Raw genomic sequence first — 17475 nt, forward strand, 5'->3', positions numbered from 1 at the left:
GCCGAACACGAATGCCGCCACCTCAGAACCGGTCGCGGACATCCTCGTCCCACCAGGCTTCGACACGGGTCCTCGCCTAGCGGCTCGGTCCCGGCTCAACCATCGTAGAGAGCACCCAATCACCTAGCAAATAACGATGATTGAGCCGACAAGGACCGCAGCGACAAGACGAGTCGAAATCTCCGACGGCCGAACACGAATGCCGCCACCTCAGAACCGGTCGCGGACATCCTCGTCCCACCAGGCTTCGACACGGGTCCTCGCCTAGCGGCTCGGTCCCGGCTAATGGGAATTGCTGAGGTTGACGACGAAAGTTGGCACACTCAGTGTTTGGTAGCCGCCGATCGGGTGAGCATTCGTCCCGGCCGGGCCTTTGATGAGCCCTTGGTTGAGAACATGCCCCCGATTGGTAGCGCCAACGGAGTGTGATCGCTGATGGGATGTCGCGCCGGCCCTTTTTCGCCGCAGTGAAAAGGGGCGTGAGTTCTTCTCCATTAGCCCGCGATTTCCTCCACCGGCCCGGCTGCCGCCCTGACACGCCGTGTTGGGGAAACAACCAGGAAAGGAGGAATCGCGAATGCTGTTCGTCGGAGATGACTGGGCCGAAGATCACCACGACCTGGCGGTCCTCGACCCCGAGGGACGTGTCCTCAAGCAGGTACGGGTACCCGAAGGAGTCGACGGGATCACCGCGTTCACCGAGACCGTTGCCGGGTGTATGCCCGATGATGACGACGGTGACCCATCCGAGGTGTTGGTGTGTATCGAGATCGACCATGGTCCATGGGTGCAGGCACTCCAGGCCGCGGGGTACCGCGTGTTCGGGGTGGACCCGAAACAGGCCAAGCGCCATCGGGAGAGCGTGTCGAGTTCGGGTGCCAAAAGTGACAAGTCCGATGCTCGGGCATTGGCCGATATGGTGCGTACCCGTCGCCTCCAGTTACGTGAGTCCGGTGGGGATTCGGAACTGGCCGAATCGATCAAGGTGGTTGCTCGTGCCCATCAGCGGGCGGTATGGGATCTGGCCCGGCACAGCAACAGGATGCGGGCAGTGTTGCGTCTGTATTTTCCGGTGGTGTTGACGATTGCTTCTGAGCTCGATGTGGCGTTCTCGAGTTCGGTGATCCTTGGTTTGCTCGACAAGTGTGCCGCCCGACCGGTCAAGGCCCGCAAACTCACTGGGCCACAAGTCAAGTCGTTGTTGTATCGGCGGCGTGAGCAAGACCTGAAGACTGCTCGGATTCGGGAGTTGTTGCGGGAAGAGCCTCTACCTCAGTCCGAGGTGATGCTCCAGGCGTATGCCACCACGGTGCTGGCCGAAGTCGCGATCCTGCGCGCGATCGCAGGGCAGGTAAGGGTCCTGGAGAAGGAACTCGCCGGCCATTTTTGCCGGCACCCGCTGGCCGAGATCTACCTCAGCCAGCCGGGTGTGGGCACGACGATCGGTCCTCGGCTCCTCGGCGAGTTCGGTGATCTGCCCGATCGGTATCGCAGTGCCAAGGCTCGTAGGAATGCGGCTGGGACCAGTCCGATCACCAAACAGTCGGGGAAATCGAGAGTGGTCCATGCCCGACATTTCACCAATTCGTGGTTGTTGGATGCGGCGATACAACAGGCAGGGGAAGCCATCCAATACGACTCTCATGCGCGAGCCTTTTACCTCAAGCAAAGAAAGCGGGACGTCAAGCACAATGCCGCGCTTCGACAACTCGCGAACAAGCTCATCGGAATCCTTCATGGGTGCCTCGCCCGACACGAGCTCTACAACCCCTCGATTGCCTGGTCACAGGCCCAAACACAGCCGGCTGCTTGACAAGTTCCCTCCAGGGATGTCTCAACCATCGTAGAGAGCACCCAATCACCCAGCAAATAACGATGATTGAGCCGACAAGGAGCGCAGCGACAAGACGAGTCGAAATCTCCGACGGCCGAACACAACGTCGTCACCACCCCACACACGCTGCGGAGATTTCGACACGGGTCCTCGCCTGGCGGCTCGGTCCCGGCTCAACCACCAACCAACGCAACACACTCCAGCTACGGAACCGCTCGTGGACGCCGACCGACATCCAGGTCACCGATCCGCCCAGGCCAGCACACGCTCGAGCGGCCAGGTGGTGATGATGCGGTCGGGGTCGATGTGGTGTTCGCTCGCGCGCTGCGCTCCCAGCGTCTTGAACTCGAGTTGTCCGGGCGCATGGGCGTCGGAATCGATCGCAAACAGGCATCCGATGTCCCGGGCCACTGCGAGCAGCTCGTCGGGTGGGTCGGCGCGTTCGGGACGTGAATTGATCTCGACGGCCACATTGTTGGCCGCGCAGGCCTCGAACACCGCTCGCGCGTCGAACTGCGATGGCGGCCGGTGCCCACGCCCGATGACGACCCGGCGACCGGTGCAGTGACCGAGCACGTGCACTCGCCGGCCGCTGACCGCGGCGACCATCCGGGCGGTCATCGGGCCGTGTTCCATCCGCAGTCTCGAGTGCACCGACGCGGTGACGATGTCGAGGCGCGCCAGCATCTCGTCGGTCTGGTCGAGCGCACCGTCGTCGAGGATGTCCACCTCGATGCCGCGCAGCAGGCGGAAGTGTCCGTGCCGGCCGGAGTTCCAGTCGTCGATCTGGGCGATCTGCCGGGCGAGACGCTCGGCGGACAGCCCGTTGGCCACCGTCAGCCGGGGCGAATGGTCGGTGATGGTGAGCCACCGGTGCCCCGATGCGAGTGCCGCCGCGGCCATCTCGCCGATCGGTGCGCCCCCGTCGCTCCAGTCGGTGTGGACATGCAGGTCACCGACGACGGCCGCGGCGAGATCCGAGGCGGTGTCGTCGGCGGAGGTCACCGGAGATGTCTTCTGCTGCAATCCGTCCAGATAGTCCGGGAGTCGACCGGCGACGGCCTCGGCGATCACCGTCGCCGTCGTCGGCCCGATCCCGTCGATGCGCGTGAGGGTGCCGGCCACAGCCCGATCGGCGAGATCGTCGGTATCAAGACCGGACACCACCCGAGCGGCCCTGCGGAATGCCCCGACGCGGTAGGTGCTCTCGCGATTACGTTCCAGCAGCCACGCGATCCTGGTCAGGGCGGCGGCCGGTTCGACCGGCGCCACCAGCGGCTCGAACGGTCTCACAGCCGCGACCGATCCGCGGCCACGGGCCGGATCCCCGCGACGGCGGTCCGCTCCCCCGGCCGGTATCGCCACCGCGTGTCGGGGACTCGAGCACCGTTGACCGACACACCTTTCGGGACGCCATCGACGCCCACCAGTTCCACCTGCGTGATCCGCGGGTGCCACTGTTCTCCGGCCGGTCCGGGTACGGTGGTGTGGATCGACACTGCGTGTGCGGCGTCGTCCCAGTCGATCCGGGTCCACGAGTAGCCGTCCCCGCGGTGATCGTCGGAGTGTCCGTCGTCGTGATAGAGCTGCGACGATCCGCTCGCCCCGGTGAAGATTCGCGCGGTCAGCGGTGCGGCAGGGTCGGCGGCGGGTCGCGGACGGTCGGCCAACACGACGATCGACCCGGCCCGGCCGTAGACGGGGATGTCGGCCAGGTCCACCGGGATGTCGCGGATCGCCGGACCCTGCACCGTCTCGCCGCCGGTCAGGGGGACCCAGCGCCCTTCGGGAAACCAGATCCGTTTGGTGGTGCCCGCCGCGGCCGGCCGCACCACCGGCGCCACCAGCAGGTCGTCGCCGAGCATGTACTGGTGCCGGAAGTCGTGGGCCTCGCGACGAAGCGGCCACGTCAGGTACATGCCGCGGACCATCGGCAGTCCGGTGTCGTGCGCAATGCGCGCCGCGGTGTACAGGTAAGGCACCAACTGCGAGCGGAGCCGCATCGCGGCGGCTCCCGCCGATCGGTACGGTTCGGCGAATTCCCATGGCAGACGTCGGGCCTGGAGATTCTGCGAATGGATGCGCATGATCGGCGAGAACGCACCGAACTGCATCCACCGCACATACCGCTCGGGGTCGGTGTCGCCGGTGAACCCGCCGATGTCATGGGAGATGTAACTCATCCCGATGTTGCCCTCGGCGTGGGTGAAGACGACCTCGAATGCCAGTGTTTCCCAGGTGGAATGGGTATCGCCGGTGAAGTGGATGGTGTGCCGGTGGCCACCCCACGGACCGGGTCGGGTCCCCACCATGTCCCAGTACGACGCCCCGTTGCGCGCCAACAACACCCACCGGTTGGTCTGCGCACGCCGACGCCGACCGTAAGCGCGGGCCAACCACACGTCGTCGGCGATCTCGGCCCGTGGGACGCCGACCAGCGATTCGTCGATGATCCAGTCCAGCCACCAGAAGTCCACGCCGTCGGCCTCGAACGAATCGTGCAGCGCCATGAACGATCTCAGATGGTCGCGGTCGGCGAAGTCCCAGACGAACGTGGGTCCGAGGACTCCACCGATCCGGCGGCCGAGTGCGGAGAAGTACCGGGCCGCCGGGGTGAGCGCGGCCCGTAGCGTGCCGCCGGCGGTCTGTGCGGCCTCCCGGTAGCGGGAGTCGTTGCCGGAGATGCTCGGGTGGATGTTGAGGCCGACAGCCAGGTGCTGTCGGTGCGCCCACGTCAGGAACCGGCGTGGCTGCGCGAACAGTGTGCGGTTCCAGTTCCAGCCGTTCCAGGTGTTGGGGTCCTTGAAGTCGGTGTCGATGATCAGGACGTCGAGGGGGACCCCCGCGCGCTGGTACTGCGGGAGCAGGACGTCGCGGTAGAAGTGCTCGTCGTAGGCGGCGTAGCGGGAGAACCAGTTGCCGAAGGCCTGCCTCGGCAGCAGGGGCACGGCCCCCGACAGCGTACGCAGGTCGGCCAGTGCCCGCCGGAAATCGGTGCCGTAGACGAAGATGTAGCCGTCGCGATAGCCTGGCCGCCAGGGCCGGCGGATGAAGGTGTCGGCGTCGTCGGGGACCAGGACGGACTGGGTGTCGTCGATGAAGTGCCAGCCGGCACGCGAGAGCAGACCTGGCTGCAGGGGCGTCTCCGCGCGCACCGAGTCGAGGCAGCGCAACCACCCGCCCAGATTGTCCTGCGGCAGCGGCGGGATCGAGGCGGTCCAGGGTGCGATGTTCGCCGCGAAGGCGATGCCGACCGGAGCGGGCGTGTAGGTTTCGGGTGACCAGTTCGGATGCGCTTGTGCGCCCGAGTGTTTCAGGGTGATCTTCGGGTCGTCGGGGCCGGATCGTCCGGTGGCACACCGCAGGACGAGATGCTCGGTCTCGAGTTCGAGGGCCCCGCCCACGGCACGTGTCCGGAACTGCGAACTGCGCGCTGCACGATGGTGCGCCAGGAGCGTCGGGCGGTCCTCGAACCGGCGGTTCGGTGAGTACTCGTAGCGGATCAGCCCGGGAGTGATGACGGTGAGCCGCACCCGGTCTGCGGTGACCATCCCGGCCGGATCGACCGGCGCCGCTGCGGCGGTGCCCATCCCGGCATTCGCCGCCGCGGCCCCGGCCAGCCCCAGGGACGCGGCCCCCATCGACGCCATCGCCCGACGCCGACTCACGCCACGCCGATCCCCCTCCGACCACCGCGTCTCGCCCACACCCGGACGCTACCCGGCGGGTCGGTCCGGGCGCGGGTGATTGTCGAGGAAGCCGATTCGGTGGAGGCGTGCCGGTTCTCCTCGGATCAGGCGGCGCCCTCTTCCTCGTCGGGGTACCCGGCCAGCATCAGCGATGCCACCGCGGTCAGCGCCTCGGTCCACGCGTCGGTCATCGCCGGGGTCCAGTCCTCCCCACCGATCTCGCTCATCGCCGCGATCATGCATTCGGCGACGGCGCCGTACATGGGTTCGGTCACCCCGAGTGCGGCATGCCGGCGGCCCATCGCACCGAGCGTGGTGGTCAGCCACTCCGGGTCCTCTAGATGCTCGACCACGGCGATCACCGCGGTGCGCAACATACTCGCCTGGAGTCGGGTGCCGCGGGTGAACATGGGCTGCAGGGTAGCGTTCGAACAGGATGTCGTAGAAGCGGACGGTGAGCCCGTCGTCGGGAAGATCGACAAGTGAAAGGCTGTGGCTGAGAAGATCTTTGTCCATGCGAGCAAGGGTGGGTGCCGGTCGTTACCGGCCGATTACCTCACCGGGAAATGGCTTTGCCGGGACCGTTGCGGGGTTCTCACACGACCGGAGTCGGCGTGTGAGAGGTTCTCGACGGCCGGCCGATCGTCTGCAGGAGGGATCCGATGAAGCTGGTGGCCCTGACCTACGACCCGACGACCCGCCGGGTGCTCGTCGCGACACACAATCGCACACCCGACACCGGCGAGCGCGATCGTATGCTGCCGACGGTCGAGGAACGGCCCGGTGAGCCACCGGCGTCGGTGGTGGCCCGGGCCCTGACCACCGTCGGCGTCGACGAGGTGCCGACCGCCCTCGGGCACCTGTCGCCCACCACCATGTGGGCGACGTTCTGGGCCGACCAGGCGATCTGGACCGCCGACACCCGCTGGGTGCCCGCCGACCGCAAGCGCAGCCTGGCCTTCGACCACACCACGGTGATCGTCGACGCCCGCACCGTGTTGGCCGAACGACTCTGGCACGACCGCGTATTCACCCACGGGATCACCGGAGGACACTTCACCACCGCCGACGCGGTCGCCCTCACGAAGGGGTTCGGCGGCACCGAGGTCACCGACTCCGATGTCGAACGCGACCTCCGACGGATCGACGGCCTGGTCGACGTGGGGCCCGCACCGGATGCCGGTGGCCCGGCGCCGACCCTGTGGCGCTGGACGATCTGACCGCCCGGTCGGCCCGGTCGGCGGCGGCCGAACGGATCAGCCGTTGAGTGCGGCGTCGACGACCTCCTGGGCCTGGACCTGCACCTCGGTGAGGTGCTCGGGGCCGTTGAACGACTCGGCGTAGATCTTGTACACGTCCTCGGTGCCCGACGGCCGCGCTGCGAACCACGCGTTCTCGGTGGTCACCTTCAGGCCGCCGATGGCCGCACCGTTCCCGGGTGCCTCGGTCATGATCGCGGCGATCTTCTCCCCGGCCAGCTCGGTCGCGGTGATCTGCGACGGCGACAGCTTCGACAGGATGGCCTTCTGCTCCCGCGACGCCGGGGCGTCGATCCGGGCATAGGCCGACTCGCCGTAACGGTCGGCCAGTTCGCGATAGCGCTGCGACGGGGTCTTACCGGTGACGGCGAGGATCTCCGAGGCCAGCAGATCCAGGATGATGCCGTCCTTGTCGGTGGTCCACGGCCCGCCGTCGAGGGTCAGGAACGACGCACCCGCGCTCTCCTCGCCGCCGAAGGCGATCGACCCGTCGAGCAGTCCCTCGACGAACCACTTGAACCCGACCGGAACCTCCACCAGGCGCCGGCCGATCCCGCCGACCACCCGGTCGATCAGCGACGACGACACCAGCGTCTTGCCGACCCCGGCCTGCTCCGACCAGCCCGGCCGGTGGGTGAACAGATAGTCGATGGCCACGGCGAGATAGTGGTTGGGGTTCATCAGTCCCGCGTCGGGGGTGACGATGCCGTGCCGGTCGGAGTCGGCGTCGTTGCCGGTCGCGATGTCGTAGTGGTCGCGCGCACCGATCAGTGAGGCCATCGCATTCGGCGACGAGCAGTCCATCCGGATCTTGCCGTCGGTGTCGAGGGTCATGAACGAGAACGTCGGGTCGACGGTCGGGTTCACCACGGTCAGGTTCGCGAGGTTGTAGCGGAAGCCGATCGCCGCCCAGTAGCCGACCGACGCCCCACCGAGCGGGTCGGCGCCGATCCGGATGCCCGAGGCCCGGATCGCGTCCATGCCGATCACTCCCGACAGCGCGTTGCAGTATTCCTCGATGAACGAGTGGTCGGTGACGTACTGGCCGGATCGGGCCTGCTCGAACGGGATTCGTTTGACGCCGTCGAGCTTGTTGCGCAGCAGGTCGTTGGCGCGGTCGGCGATCCACGAGGTGATCGCGGTGTCGGCGGGGCCGCCGCTGGGCGGGTTGTACTTGAACCCGCCGTCGCGCGGCGGATTGTGCGACGGGGTGACGACGATGCCGTCGGACTGCACGCCGGGATGCTCTGCGTTGAACTGCAGGATCGCCCGGCTGACCGCAGGCGTCGGGGTGTAGGTGTCGTCGGTCGCGGTGAACGTGGAGACCTCGTTGGCGGCGAGCACCTCGAGGGCGGTGCGCCAGGCCGGGACGGACAATGCGTGGGTGTCGAAGCCGATGAACAGCGGGCCGGTGATGCCGGCGCCCGTGCGGTATTCGACGATCGCCTGGGTGGTGGCCAGGATGTGGGCCTCGTTGAACGACGCGTCCAGGCTCGACCCGCGATGACCCGAGGTGCCGAAGACCACCTGCTGCAACGGGTTCTCCGGATCCGGCGTGGTGTCGTAATAGGCCTTGTCCACTGCGGCCACGTCGATGAGGTCTTCGGGCAGTGCCGGGGTGCCGGCGCGAGGATGTGCCATGCGTCGAATTCTGCCACCGATCCCCCGATCCGCAGGGCGAGGTGGCGTAGACAGTGCTGTGAACTCCCCCTGAACGGGCCGGGACCGCGTCCCCCCTGCGCATCCCGGCACGCGCGGCCTGAGACCATCGAGACGTGACCGAACAGACTCGTCTGCCCACCCGCGCCCGCAACCGCGCCGACGGCCCGGCGCTGAGCGTGCTGGTGCTGCCGGGCGGTACCGACAGCAGCTACCGGCCGTTCTCGCCGTGGCAGGGGTCGGCGATGCGCATGTATCCGTTCACCGCGTCGATCGGGCTGCGGTTCGGTGGCGCCGTCGACGTCCGGCAGGTGCGCTACCGGGTGTACGGCTGGAACGGCGGCCAGGCCTCACCCATGCCGTATGCACGGGCCGCACTGGAGCAGGCGTCTCGGGATCATCCGGGGACCCCGGTCGCGGTGATCGGACATTCGATGGGCGGTCGGATCGCCGCCCAGCTGGCCGCCGACACCCGCGTCAGCGCAGTGCTGGCCCTCGCGCCGTGGTGGCAGTTCGCCGACTGGCGGATGATCCACGACGACGCGCGCGTGGTCGCGATCCACGGCGAGGCCGACACCGTCACCTTCGCCCACCGCACGGCCACAGGCATCGACGAACTCCGTGATCGCGGCGTCGACGCCACCTATGTTCCGGTACCCGGCGGTGGACATCCGATGCTCGATCACGTCGGCCTCTGGCACCGGGCCGCACTGGATTTCGTCGGAACCGAACTCCGCACCGCGAGGGCTCAGGCGCGCTGAGCGTGATCGGCGGGGTGGGTCGCGGGGCTTGCCGGACGGGATGCGCCGGCCAGCCGGTCGACGAATGCCGGTGAGTACGCGACGTAGCCGTCGTCGGTGAACACGAACACCGGGTCGTCGCCGGTGTCGTGAAAGGCCTGCTTGCGCAGGACGGTTCGCATGTTCTTGAAGGTCGACGTGTGTTCGAGGTGGTCGGTGATCCGCAGGAACAACGGCACCGCATACCCCGGCAGGCCGGTGCGGACGTGGTCGGCCAGGCCCACGGCGTCGAAGTCGGCGCCGGCACGCAGGCTGATCGCGGCCATCCCGGCCTTGCCGTCGGTGCCCGGGACCGGGACGCCGTAGACGACGGCCTCCTCGATGTCGGGGTGGGCGTCGAGCACGGCCTCCACCTCGGTGGTGGCCACGTTCTCGCCCTTCCAGCGGAAGGTGTCACCGATCCGGTCGACGAATCCGATGTGGGAGAAGCCTTGGTCGCGGACCACATCCCCACTGTTGAACCACCGGTCACCGGTGACGAAGGCGTCGGTGACGACCTTCTTCGCCGACGCCGCGGCATCGGTGTAGCCGTCGAAGGGCACCCGCTTGTTGATCTCGGCGAGCAGGAGTCCGGTGCCACCCCGGCCGGCGTCGATCACCCGTCCGTCGGGTCCACGACGGGGTTCACCGGTCTCCTCGTCGTACTCGACGATCGCGTACTGCAGCGGCGAGAAGCCCGCCGACCTGGGCACCCCGAAGATGTTGACGAAGCCGATGTTGGCCTCGCTGGCCGCATACAGTTCGCAGATCCGGTCGATGCCGAAGCGTTCGGCAAACGCATCCCAGATATCCGGGCGCAGACCGTTTCCCACGACCACCCGGACGCGGTGGGCGCGGTCGGAGGGCTTCGGTGGTTGAGCCAGCAGGTAGCGACACAGTTCGCCGATGTAGCTGAACGCGGTCGCGTCGTTCGCGATGAGCTCGTCGACGAACCCCGACGCCGAGAAGTGCCGTCCGATCGCCAGACATGCGCCCGACATCATCGCCGCCGACACCGAGATGGTCAGTGCGTTGTTGTGGTAGAAGGGCAGCGCGGTGTAGAGGACGTCGTCGGGGTGCAGCCGCACGCCCAGCCCGCCGATCCCGGCCATCGCGGTGAGCCACCGGTTGTGACTCATCCTGCTGGCCTTGGGATATCCCGTCGTCCCCGAGGTGAAGATGTAGAAGGCGGTGTCGCCCAAGGGGATCGTGTCGGTCACCGCCGGGTCGACCGGTGAGCAGGTGGCGATCCGGGTGTGCAGCTCGTCGAACGTGATCCGGTGGGCCGGAAGCGACTGTGGCGGCACCGATTCCAGCGCCTCGACGAGATCCGCGTCGTAGATGACGACCTTGGCGTCGATCAGTCCCAGGCTGTGGTCGAGCACGCCGCCGCGCTGATGGAAGTTCATCATGCCGGTGATGGCGCCGAGTTTGACGATCGCGAGCATGGCGATCACGACATCGGGGTGATTGTGGGCGAGCACGGCCACCACGTCGCCGCGGGTGACACCCTGTCGGGTGAGCAGATCGGCGATGCGGTTGGCCTTCGCATTGGCCTCGCGGTAGGTGATGGAATGCCCCTCGAACCGCAGGAAGTCACGGTCGGGGTGGCGGGCGACGGCCTGGGTGAACCGTTTGCCGATCGACATCCGACGCGTCGGCGGCTTGGGGATGAAGTCCGGCAGCACGCGCAGCATGGTCGGCAGATCGTGGCGCATCGCCGCGGCCCCGGCGAGCACGTCGCGCAGTGACACATCCGGCAGCAGCCCGGTATCGGGTGTGGTCATCGGTACCCCTCCTCGTCGAGCGATGCTCGCCAACCTTCCGATGTTGACACAATTTGCACCTTTTGTCTCTAACTTGCCGATGCCCGACACCTCGTTGCCTCTCGTGACACGGGCACGCCACACTGGACGCCATGGTCGATTCCAGTGCATCGTCGGCACCCGCGCCCGGCCCCATCGCTCCCGGACCGCTGGAGGGCATCCGTGTCCTCGAGCTGGGCACCCTCATCGCGGGGCCGCACGCCGCTCGGCTGCTCGGCGACATGGGCGCCGACGTGATCAAGATCGAGGCGCCGGGCCGACCCGACCCGATCCGCACCTGGGGTCAGGCCGAGGTCGACGGCCATCGCTTCTACTGGACCGTGCACGCCCGCAACAAACGCGCCATCACCCTGGACCTGCGCAGCGATCGCGGCCGGGACATCTTCTTGCAGTTGGCCGATCGGGCCGACATCGTCGTCGAGAACTTCCGGCCCGGCACACTCGAACGCCTCGGTATCGGTCCCGACGTCCTGGCCGAACGGAATCCGGGGATCATCGTGGTCCGGGTGTCGGGATACGGTCAGACCGGTCCCGACGCCGGACGCGCCGGCTACGCCTCGGTGGCCGAGGCCGCCTCGGGCCTGCGTCACATCAACGGCTATCCGGGCCAGTTGCCGCCACGGCTGTCGCTGTCGCTCGGTGACACGCTCGCCGGGATGTTCGCCGCGCAGGGCGCCCTCGCGGCACTGTATCGCCGCACCGTCACCGGCAGAGGGCAGGTCGTCGACACCTCACTGCTGGAATCGTGTGTGGCCGTGCAAGAGTCGGCGATCGCCGACTATGCGATGGGCGGTGTGGTGCGCGGGCCGTCGGGCACACGGCTCGACGGTATCGCACCGTCGAACCTCTACCCCACCGCCGACGGCACGCATGTGATCATCGCCGCCAACCAGGATTCGGTGTTCGTCCGGCTGTGCGGCGCGATGGGCCGCCCCGAGCTGGCCACCGATCCACGGTTCGCCGACCACGCCGCCCGTGGCCTCAATCAGGACGAACTCGACGCGCTGATCGGCGAATGGTCGGGGCAGATCGGTGCCGAGAAGCTCACCGAGGTGCTGTCGGAGGCCGGGGTGGTGGTGGGTCCGGTCAACACGATCGCCGACGTCGTCGCCGATCCGCACCTGCGGGCCCGCGGTATGATCGCCGAGCATCACGACGAACGCAGTGGCCGAACCGTTCTCGGCCCCGGGCTGGTGCCGCAGTTCAGCGAGACCCCGGGCGGTATCCGCAATGCCGGCCCGCCGACGCCGGGCGCCGACAACGCCGCGGTCTACGGTGACCTGTTGGGGTTCGACGCCGACGCGTTGGCCGATCTTGCCGAGGACGGGGTGATCTGATGACCGCGGTGACCATTCGCGACGTCGCCATGCGCGACGGCCTGCAGATCGAGGAACCCATCGACACCGCCGCGAAACTCGAACTGCTCGAGGCGATCTGCGCGACCGGGGTGCGCGAGGTGGAGGTGACGGCCTTCGTCTCGCCGTCCAAGGTGCCGGCACTGGCCGACGCCGCCGAGATCTGTCGGCACCTGCACCGCTTCCCCGACGTCCGGTTCTCCGCACTCGTCGCGTCGGTGAACGGCGCACGACGCGCGCTCGATGCCGGTGTGGCACATCTCGAGTACGTGGTGTCGGCGTCGGATGCGCACAGCCGCGCCAACGTCGGCCGGGACACCGAGGCGTCGACCGCCCTGATCGGTGACATCGTCGAGGCCGCCCACACCGCGGACGCCACCGTGGAGGTGATCATCGCGACCGCATGGGACTGCCCCTTCGACGGGCCCACCCCCACCGGCCGGGTCACCCGGATCGTCGAGCACGCCGTCGCGTCCGCCGCCGACCGGATCGCCCTGGCCGACACCATCGGCACCACCACTCCGCGTCGGGTCACCGAACTCGTCGATGCCGTCCGCCCACTGGTCGGTGACCTGCCGCTCGGCGCGCACTTCCACAACACCCGCGGCACCGGACTGGCCAGTGCGTACGCGGCCGTGCAGGCCGGCATCACCCGGCTCGACGCCTCGGTCGGCGGTCTCGGCGGCTGCCCGTTCGCCCCCGGTGCGAGCGGCAACATCGCCACCGAGGATCTCGTCTACCTCTTACGTGACTGCGGCGTAGAGACCGGCGTCGACCTCGACGCCGCGATCCGCGCCGGCCGGATCGCGATCGGTGCCGTCGGCGGTGGCTCGGGCAGCGCCCTCATGCGCGCCGGTGACCGCAAGCTGGTCGGACAGGCATGAGCCGACCGAGAGTCGCCACAAGCTGCACCGCAGAGCCGGTTGGCGTGGACTATCCACTCGGCACCGCTGACAGGTACAGGTTGTGTACCCGGTCAGGAGAAGTCGGCCGGACCCCGGCATGACAAAGGCCCCTCACCGGTGAGGTGAGGGGCCCTTCTCGTGGAGCTGCCGGGAATTGAACCCGGGTCCTCCGTCGCTTCAGCGGGGCTTCTCCGTGTGCAGTTCACTAGGTCTCTACTTGGATCTCCCGGTCACGTGAACAAGCCGAGATGACGATCCCAGTCGCTGTTGGTTGTCCCGTCCGCACCCGCGACCGGTGCGTACGGTGAGCTCTCGAAGATGATGCCGGCACCGGATCCGAGAGCATGATCCGGGCCGACAGACCACGAGCTCGCTGTCAGGCAGCGAGGGCGTAGTCGCGCTGATTCTTATCGGCGCTTAATTGGTTGCCGCGACGCTTATACGGTGGTCTCTGGCCTGCACCGACACGCTTCCCCCACCTCGACGCACGTAGTCGAAACCGATCAGCCCCGAGATGGTGCCCGCCGATGGACTCGGCGAACACTTCATTGTAACAACCATCCCCCGACAGTTCATTCCCATCACCCCGTGTGTCATCTACTCGATGCGTAGCAGGGCCGTGTCGTGCACGCCGACCTCCACCGACAACCGGCCACCGGACGCCTGGTGACGCACGCCGGTCCAGGCGTCGACACCGACCACGGTGTCGCCGGTGAGCCCGAGATCGGCCAGCGCCACCGACATGGTGCGGGGATGATCGTCGCGGTTGGTCAGGGACACGACGAGTCCCTTGTCGCCCAGTGCGCGCGAGAAGATCTCCGGGTCGTCGCCGACCGGTGCGCCGGCCTGCACGCGCGGGTCCTGGTCGATACCGATCACTCCCGCATCGGCGAGGGCGGCACGGGTGCGTTCCGACATCGTGGTGAGGTCGTTGCCGGCCATCAGCGGGGCGGCGAGCATCGCCCACATCGACATCTGGGTGCGTTCGTCGGCCGGGGTCAACGTGTCCCCGACGCCGACCACCAGCATGTCGGGGTCGAGGAACGCCCCGGGTCCCACCCGCGAACCCAGCGGGGCGACGGCGTCGACGATGTCGGTGATGCCCTGATAGCCCGACGGTCCGGCGCCGGTCGACCAGGTCGAGGTGATGTCGTTGGTCGCCCGGGTCATCGTGGCGACCCCGCCCCAGTCGAACTCGGCGCCCGGGACCGAGCCGGCGACCCCGGAGTTCGGGTTGATCGAGTACACGATCGGACGGCCGGTGGCGCGCAGCGCATCTCGCATCGTGGTGAACGCCGAGACCTGGGTGTCGTGTGCGGTGTCGGCGGAGCACCAGTCGTACTTGAGGAAGTCCACACCCCATCCGGCGAAGGTCTGGGCGTCGGTCTGCTCGTGACCGCCGCTGCCCGTCTCTCCCGGATAGGCGTCGGTGTACTGCGCACACGTCTGGCCGCGGGCACCGGCGTAGATCCCGAACTTCAGGCCGCGGGCGTGCATGTAGTCGGCGAGTGCGGCCATCCCCGACGGGAAGCGCACCGGGTCGGCCTGCAACCGGCTGTCGGCGGTCCGGGTCGGGGCCATCCAGCAGTCATCGACGACGACGTAGGTGTAGCCGGCGTCGCGCAGCCCCGACGACACCAGCGCGTCGGCCTGTGCCCGCACGATCTCTTCGGTGATGCCGCAGCCGAAGGTGTTCCAGCTGTTCCAGCCCATCGGCGGGGTCGCGGGAAGTCCGCCGATCGCGACGTCCGCGCCGCCGAGCCGGGTCGGGTCGTCGACGGCCGGGGCACAACCGGCAAATGCGATGCCGATCGTGACCACCGCCGAGGCGAGCACAGTCCACCGCGCGCGAACCACCGCCGCGATCACAGGTCGTCCACCCACATGCCCCGGCTCACAGGTCCCGTCTCACATACCCTTGACGCGCCGACCGACCTCTCGGGCCACCTCGCGTTGGGCGGTCCGCCGCGCGATGTCCTGACGCTTGTCGTGCGCCTGCTTACCGCGGGCCAGGGCGAGTTCCACCTTCACCCGGCCGTCGCTGAAGTACATCGACAGCGGCACCAGGGTGAGGTTGCCGTCGCGGATCTTGCCGATCAGGGTGTCGATCTCCCGGCGGTGCATCAACAGCTTCCGGTTGCGACGCGGGGCGTGGTTGGTCCACGATCCGCTGCCGTACTCGGCGATGTTCAGCGACCGCAACCACACCTCACCGTCGTCGATGGTGGCGAACGCGTCCACCAGCGATGCCTTGCCCTCGCGCAGGCTCTTGACCTCGGTCCCCAACAGTGCGATGCCGGCCTCGTAGGTGTCCAGGATCGTGTAGTCGTGCCGCGCCTTGCGGTTGGTCGCGATCACGTTGCGACCCTTCTCCTTCGCCATGACGGCGTGCTCATCTCCTCGATCGACTGCAGGTCTCGGACAGACCGCAGATGTGGCTGCGTGCGGGGTCGCCGAGATCATTCCGCACGTCCACGTCATTCCCGCACATACACACGCAGGGTGACATAACCTGTCGCCGCTGCCAACACGATTCCGCCGATCACGAGCCACGGCGACACGTAGGCGACGTCGCCGACGGTGATGCGCGGCACGATGTTGACGCCATACAGGCCGGCCAGGGCGCGGTCGAAGAAGAACGCCTTGGCGATGAACAGACCACCGATCGCGAGCAACGATCCGATCAGCGCGGCCAGCACCGCCTCCAGCAGGAACGGCAGCTGCGTGTACCAGCGGGTGGCACCCACCAGCCGCATGATCGACACCTCGGTGCGCCGCGTGTACGCGGCGATCTGGACGGTGTTGACGATCAGCAGGATCGCGGCGACGGCGAGGATCGCGGCCACCGCGAACGCCGCGTTGCGTACGCCGTCGAGCACGGCGAAGATCCGTTTCACCAGATCCCGCTGGTCCAGGGCGCCCTCGACGCCGAGGTCCTGCCGGCCGGCGAAGTTGTTGTAGACCTCGTCGAACTTCGACGGATCGTCCATCCGCACCTTGAACGACGCCGGGATGCTGTCGGGGCTGATCTGGTCGGCGATCTCCGGGGACGTCTCGGCGAACATCTGCTTGGCGTCCTGGTAGGCCTGTTCGGCGTTGACGAAGGTCACCGTCCCCACCCCGGGCGCGTTGTCCAGCTCGGTACGCAGGGTGGCGCACGGCGCCTGCTGACAGTTCGGATCGGCCTTGGCGACCTCGTCGTTGATGAAGAACTGCATCTCGACACGGTCGAGGAAGATCTTCTGGCTCTTGTCGGCCATCTGGATCACCAGCAGCCCGCCGCCGAACATCCCCAGGGTGATCGCCGTGGTGATGATCATGGCGACCGTCATGGTCACGTTCCGACGGAAGCCGTTGAGGACCTCACTGATGATGAAATGCGCTCGCATGCTCGCTCGGGTTGTCCTTCGTGGTCGTGGTGGGCGTGGCGGGGGGCCGAGTGATCAGCCGATCCCGTACACACCCTGTTCGTCGTTACGGACGAGGCGACCGTTGTCGAACTCGAGCACCCGTCGGCGCATGGCGTCGACGATGTGCCGGTCATGGGTGGCCATCACCACGGTGGTCCCGCGTCGGTTGACCCGGTCGAGGACGTCGACGATCTCCTCGCTGGTCTCCGGGTCGAGGTTTCCGGTCGGCTCGTCGGCGAGCAGCACCAGCGGGCGGTTGGCGATCGCCCGCGCGATCGCGACGCGCTGCATCTCACCGCCCGAGAGTTCGTTGGGCATCCGGTCCAGTTTGCCCTCGAGCCCGACGTAGTCGAGCACCTCGGGCACCACCTTGCGGATCATCGACGGCGGCTTCCCGATCACCTCCAGCGCGAAGGCGACGTTGTCGGCCACGGACTTCTGCTGCAGCAGCCGGAAGTCCTGGAACACACAGCCGATCGACTGCCGCAGCTTGGGGACCTCACGTGCCTTGAGCGTGTTCACGTGGAACTCGCCGACGTGGATCTCGCCCGACGTCGGGCGGTCCTCCTTGAGCAGCAGCCGGAAGAACGTCGACTTACCCGAGCCCGACGGCCCGATGAGGAAGGCGAACTCGCCCTTGTCGACCTCCAGACTCAGCTCCGACAGGGCGGGACGGCTGGAAGCCTTGTACTGCATCGTCACGTTTTCCAGCTTGATCACAGGGAGCCAGTGTAACGACGACGTCTGAGAAGCCCGCTC

General features: G+C 67.6%; 13 protein-coding genes, 1 other RNA gene and 1 pseudogene. 5 read left to right on the forward strand and 10 right to left on the reverse strand.

The genetic code is table 11. The features are described 5' to 3' along the window. The first annotated feature begins 577 nt into the window (after positions 1–577). Complete coding sequence (locus tag ACWDUA_RS12420; protein WP_449751316.1) at positions 578–1813, forward strand: IS110 family transposase; 1236 nt, start codon at positions 578–580, stop codon at positions 1811–1813. A gap of 261 nt (positions 1814–2074) precedes the next feature. Here ACWDUA_RS12420 and ACWDUA_RS12425 read toward each other — a convergent pair whose 3' ends face one another. The 3 genes and pseudogenes from ACWDUA_RS12425 to ACWDUA_RS12435 all read right to left on the reverse strand — a co-directional run bounded on the left by ACWDUA_RS12425 (position 2075) and on the right by ACWDUA_RS12435 (position 6039). After that, positions 2075–3127, reverse strand: a complete 1053-nt coding sequence (locus ACWDUA_RS12425; protein ID WP_449751317.1) for a PHP domain-containing protein — start codon at positions 3125–3127, stop codon at positions 2075–2077. Beyond that, entirely contained in the window at positions 3124–5502 is a 2379-nt protein-coding gene (locus ACWDUA_RS12430; protein ID WP_449751318.1) for a glycoside hydrolase family 31 protein, read from the reverse strand. The genes ACWDUA_RS12425 and ACWDUA_RS12430 overlap by 4 nt, the downstream gene beginning before the upstream one ends. A gap of 125 nt (positions 5503–5627) precedes the next feature. Next, a pseudogene (locus tag ACWDUA_RS12435) lies at positions 5628–6039 on the reverse strand (globin domain-containing protein). Between the two features lie 146 nt (positions 6040–6185). Here ACWDUA_RS12435 and ACWDUA_RS12440 point away from each other — a divergent pair. Beyond that, the gene (locus ACWDUA_RS12440; RefSeq protein WP_449751319.1) at positions 6186–6743 is read left to right on the forward strand and encodes an NUDIX hydrolase; all 558 of its coding nucleotides are present in this window, start codon (positions 6186–6188) and stop codon (positions 6741–6743) included. Between the two features lie 36 nt (positions 6744–6779). Here the strand turns inward: ACWDUA_RS12440 and pgm are convergent, their stop codons facing one another. After that, positions 6780–8423 (reverse strand): phosphoglucomutase (alpha-D-glucose-1,6-bisphosphate-dependent), encoded by a 1644-nt coding sequence (pgm, locus tag ACWDUA_RS12445; RefSeq protein WP_449751320.1) that lies wholly within the window; start codon positions 8421–8423, stop codon positions 6780–6782. A 134-nt stretch (positions 8424–8557) separates the two neighbouring features. On the opposite strand from pgm, the gene ACWDUA_RS12450 reads away from it, so the two are divergent. After that, the gene (locus ACWDUA_RS12450) at positions 8558–9202 is read left to right on the forward strand and encodes an alpha/beta hydrolase (RefSeq protein WP_449751321.1); all 645 of its coding nucleotides are present in this window, start codon (positions 8558–8560) and stop codon (positions 9200–9202) included. Here ACWDUA_RS12450 and ACWDUA_RS12455 read toward each other — a convergent pair. After that, positions 9190–11007 (reverse strand): long-chain-acyl-CoA synthetase, encoded by a 1818-nt coding sequence (locus tag ACWDUA_RS12455; RefSeq protein ID WP_449751322.1) that lies wholly within the window; start codon positions 11005–11007, stop codon positions 9190–9192. The two genes, ACWDUA_RS12450 and ACWDUA_RS12455, sit on opposite strands and share 13 nt — an antisense overlap. Positions 11008–11138: 131 nt before the next feature. Between ACWDUA_RS12455 and ACWDUA_RS12460 the strand changes: the two genes are divergently transcribed. Both ACWDUA_RS12460 and ACWDUA_RS12465 read left to right on the forward strand, forming a co-directional pair. Next, positions 11139–12383, forward strand: coding sequence for a CaiB/BaiF CoA transferase family protein (locus ACWDUA_RS12460; protein ID WP_449751323.1), 1245 nt, complete (start codon positions 11139–11141; stop codon positions 12381–12383). Next, positions 12383–13285, forward strand: coding sequence for a hydroxymethylglutaryl-CoA lyase (locus tag ACWDUA_RS12465; RefSeq protein ID WP_449751324.1), 903 nt, complete (start codon positions 12383–12385; stop codon positions 13283–13285). Before ACWDUA_RS12460 ends, ACWDUA_RS12465 begins: the two co-directional genes overlap by 1 nt. Positions 13286–13442: 157 nt before the next feature. Here ACWDUA_RS12465 and ssrA read toward each other — a convergent pair. The 5 genes from ssrA to ftsE all read right to left on the reverse strand — a co-directional run bounded on the left by ssrA (position 13443) and on the right by ftsE (position 17436). Then, positions 13443–13817: a transfer-messenger RNA gene (gene ssrA, locus ACWDUA_RS12470) on the reverse strand. Between the two features lie 86 nt (positions 13818–13903). Then, positions 13904–15190: a glycoside hydrolase family 27 protein gene (locus tag ACWDUA_RS12475; RefSeq protein WP_449751325.1), complete on the reverse strand. Its 1287-nt coding sequence runs from the start codon at positions 15188–15190 to the stop codon at positions 13904–13906. 24 nt (positions 15191–15214) lie between these two features. After that, positions 15215–15688: an SsrA-binding protein SmpB gene (smpB, locus tag ACWDUA_RS12480; protein WP_020792047.1), complete on the reverse strand. Its 474-nt coding sequence runs from the start codon at positions 15686–15688 to the stop codon at positions 15215–15217. A 95-nt stretch (positions 15689–15783) separates the two neighbouring features. Continuing rightward, on the reverse strand, positions 15784–16695 hold the full coding sequence (gene ftsX / locus ACWDUA_RS12485; RefSeq protein WP_449751326.1) for a permease-like cell division protein FtsX: 912 nt from the start codon (positions 16693–16695) through the stop codon (positions 15784–15786). A 54-nt stretch (positions 16696–16749) separates the two neighbouring features. Continuing rightward, positions 16750–17436 (reverse strand): cell division ATP-binding protein FtsE, encoded by a 687-nt coding sequence (gene ftsE, locus ACWDUA_RS12490; protein WP_449751327.1) that lies wholly within the window; start codon positions 17434–17436, stop codon positions 16750–16752. Positions 17437–17475 lie beyond the last annotated feature (39 nt).

The organism is Gordonia sp. NPDC003376, assembly GCF_053589235.1.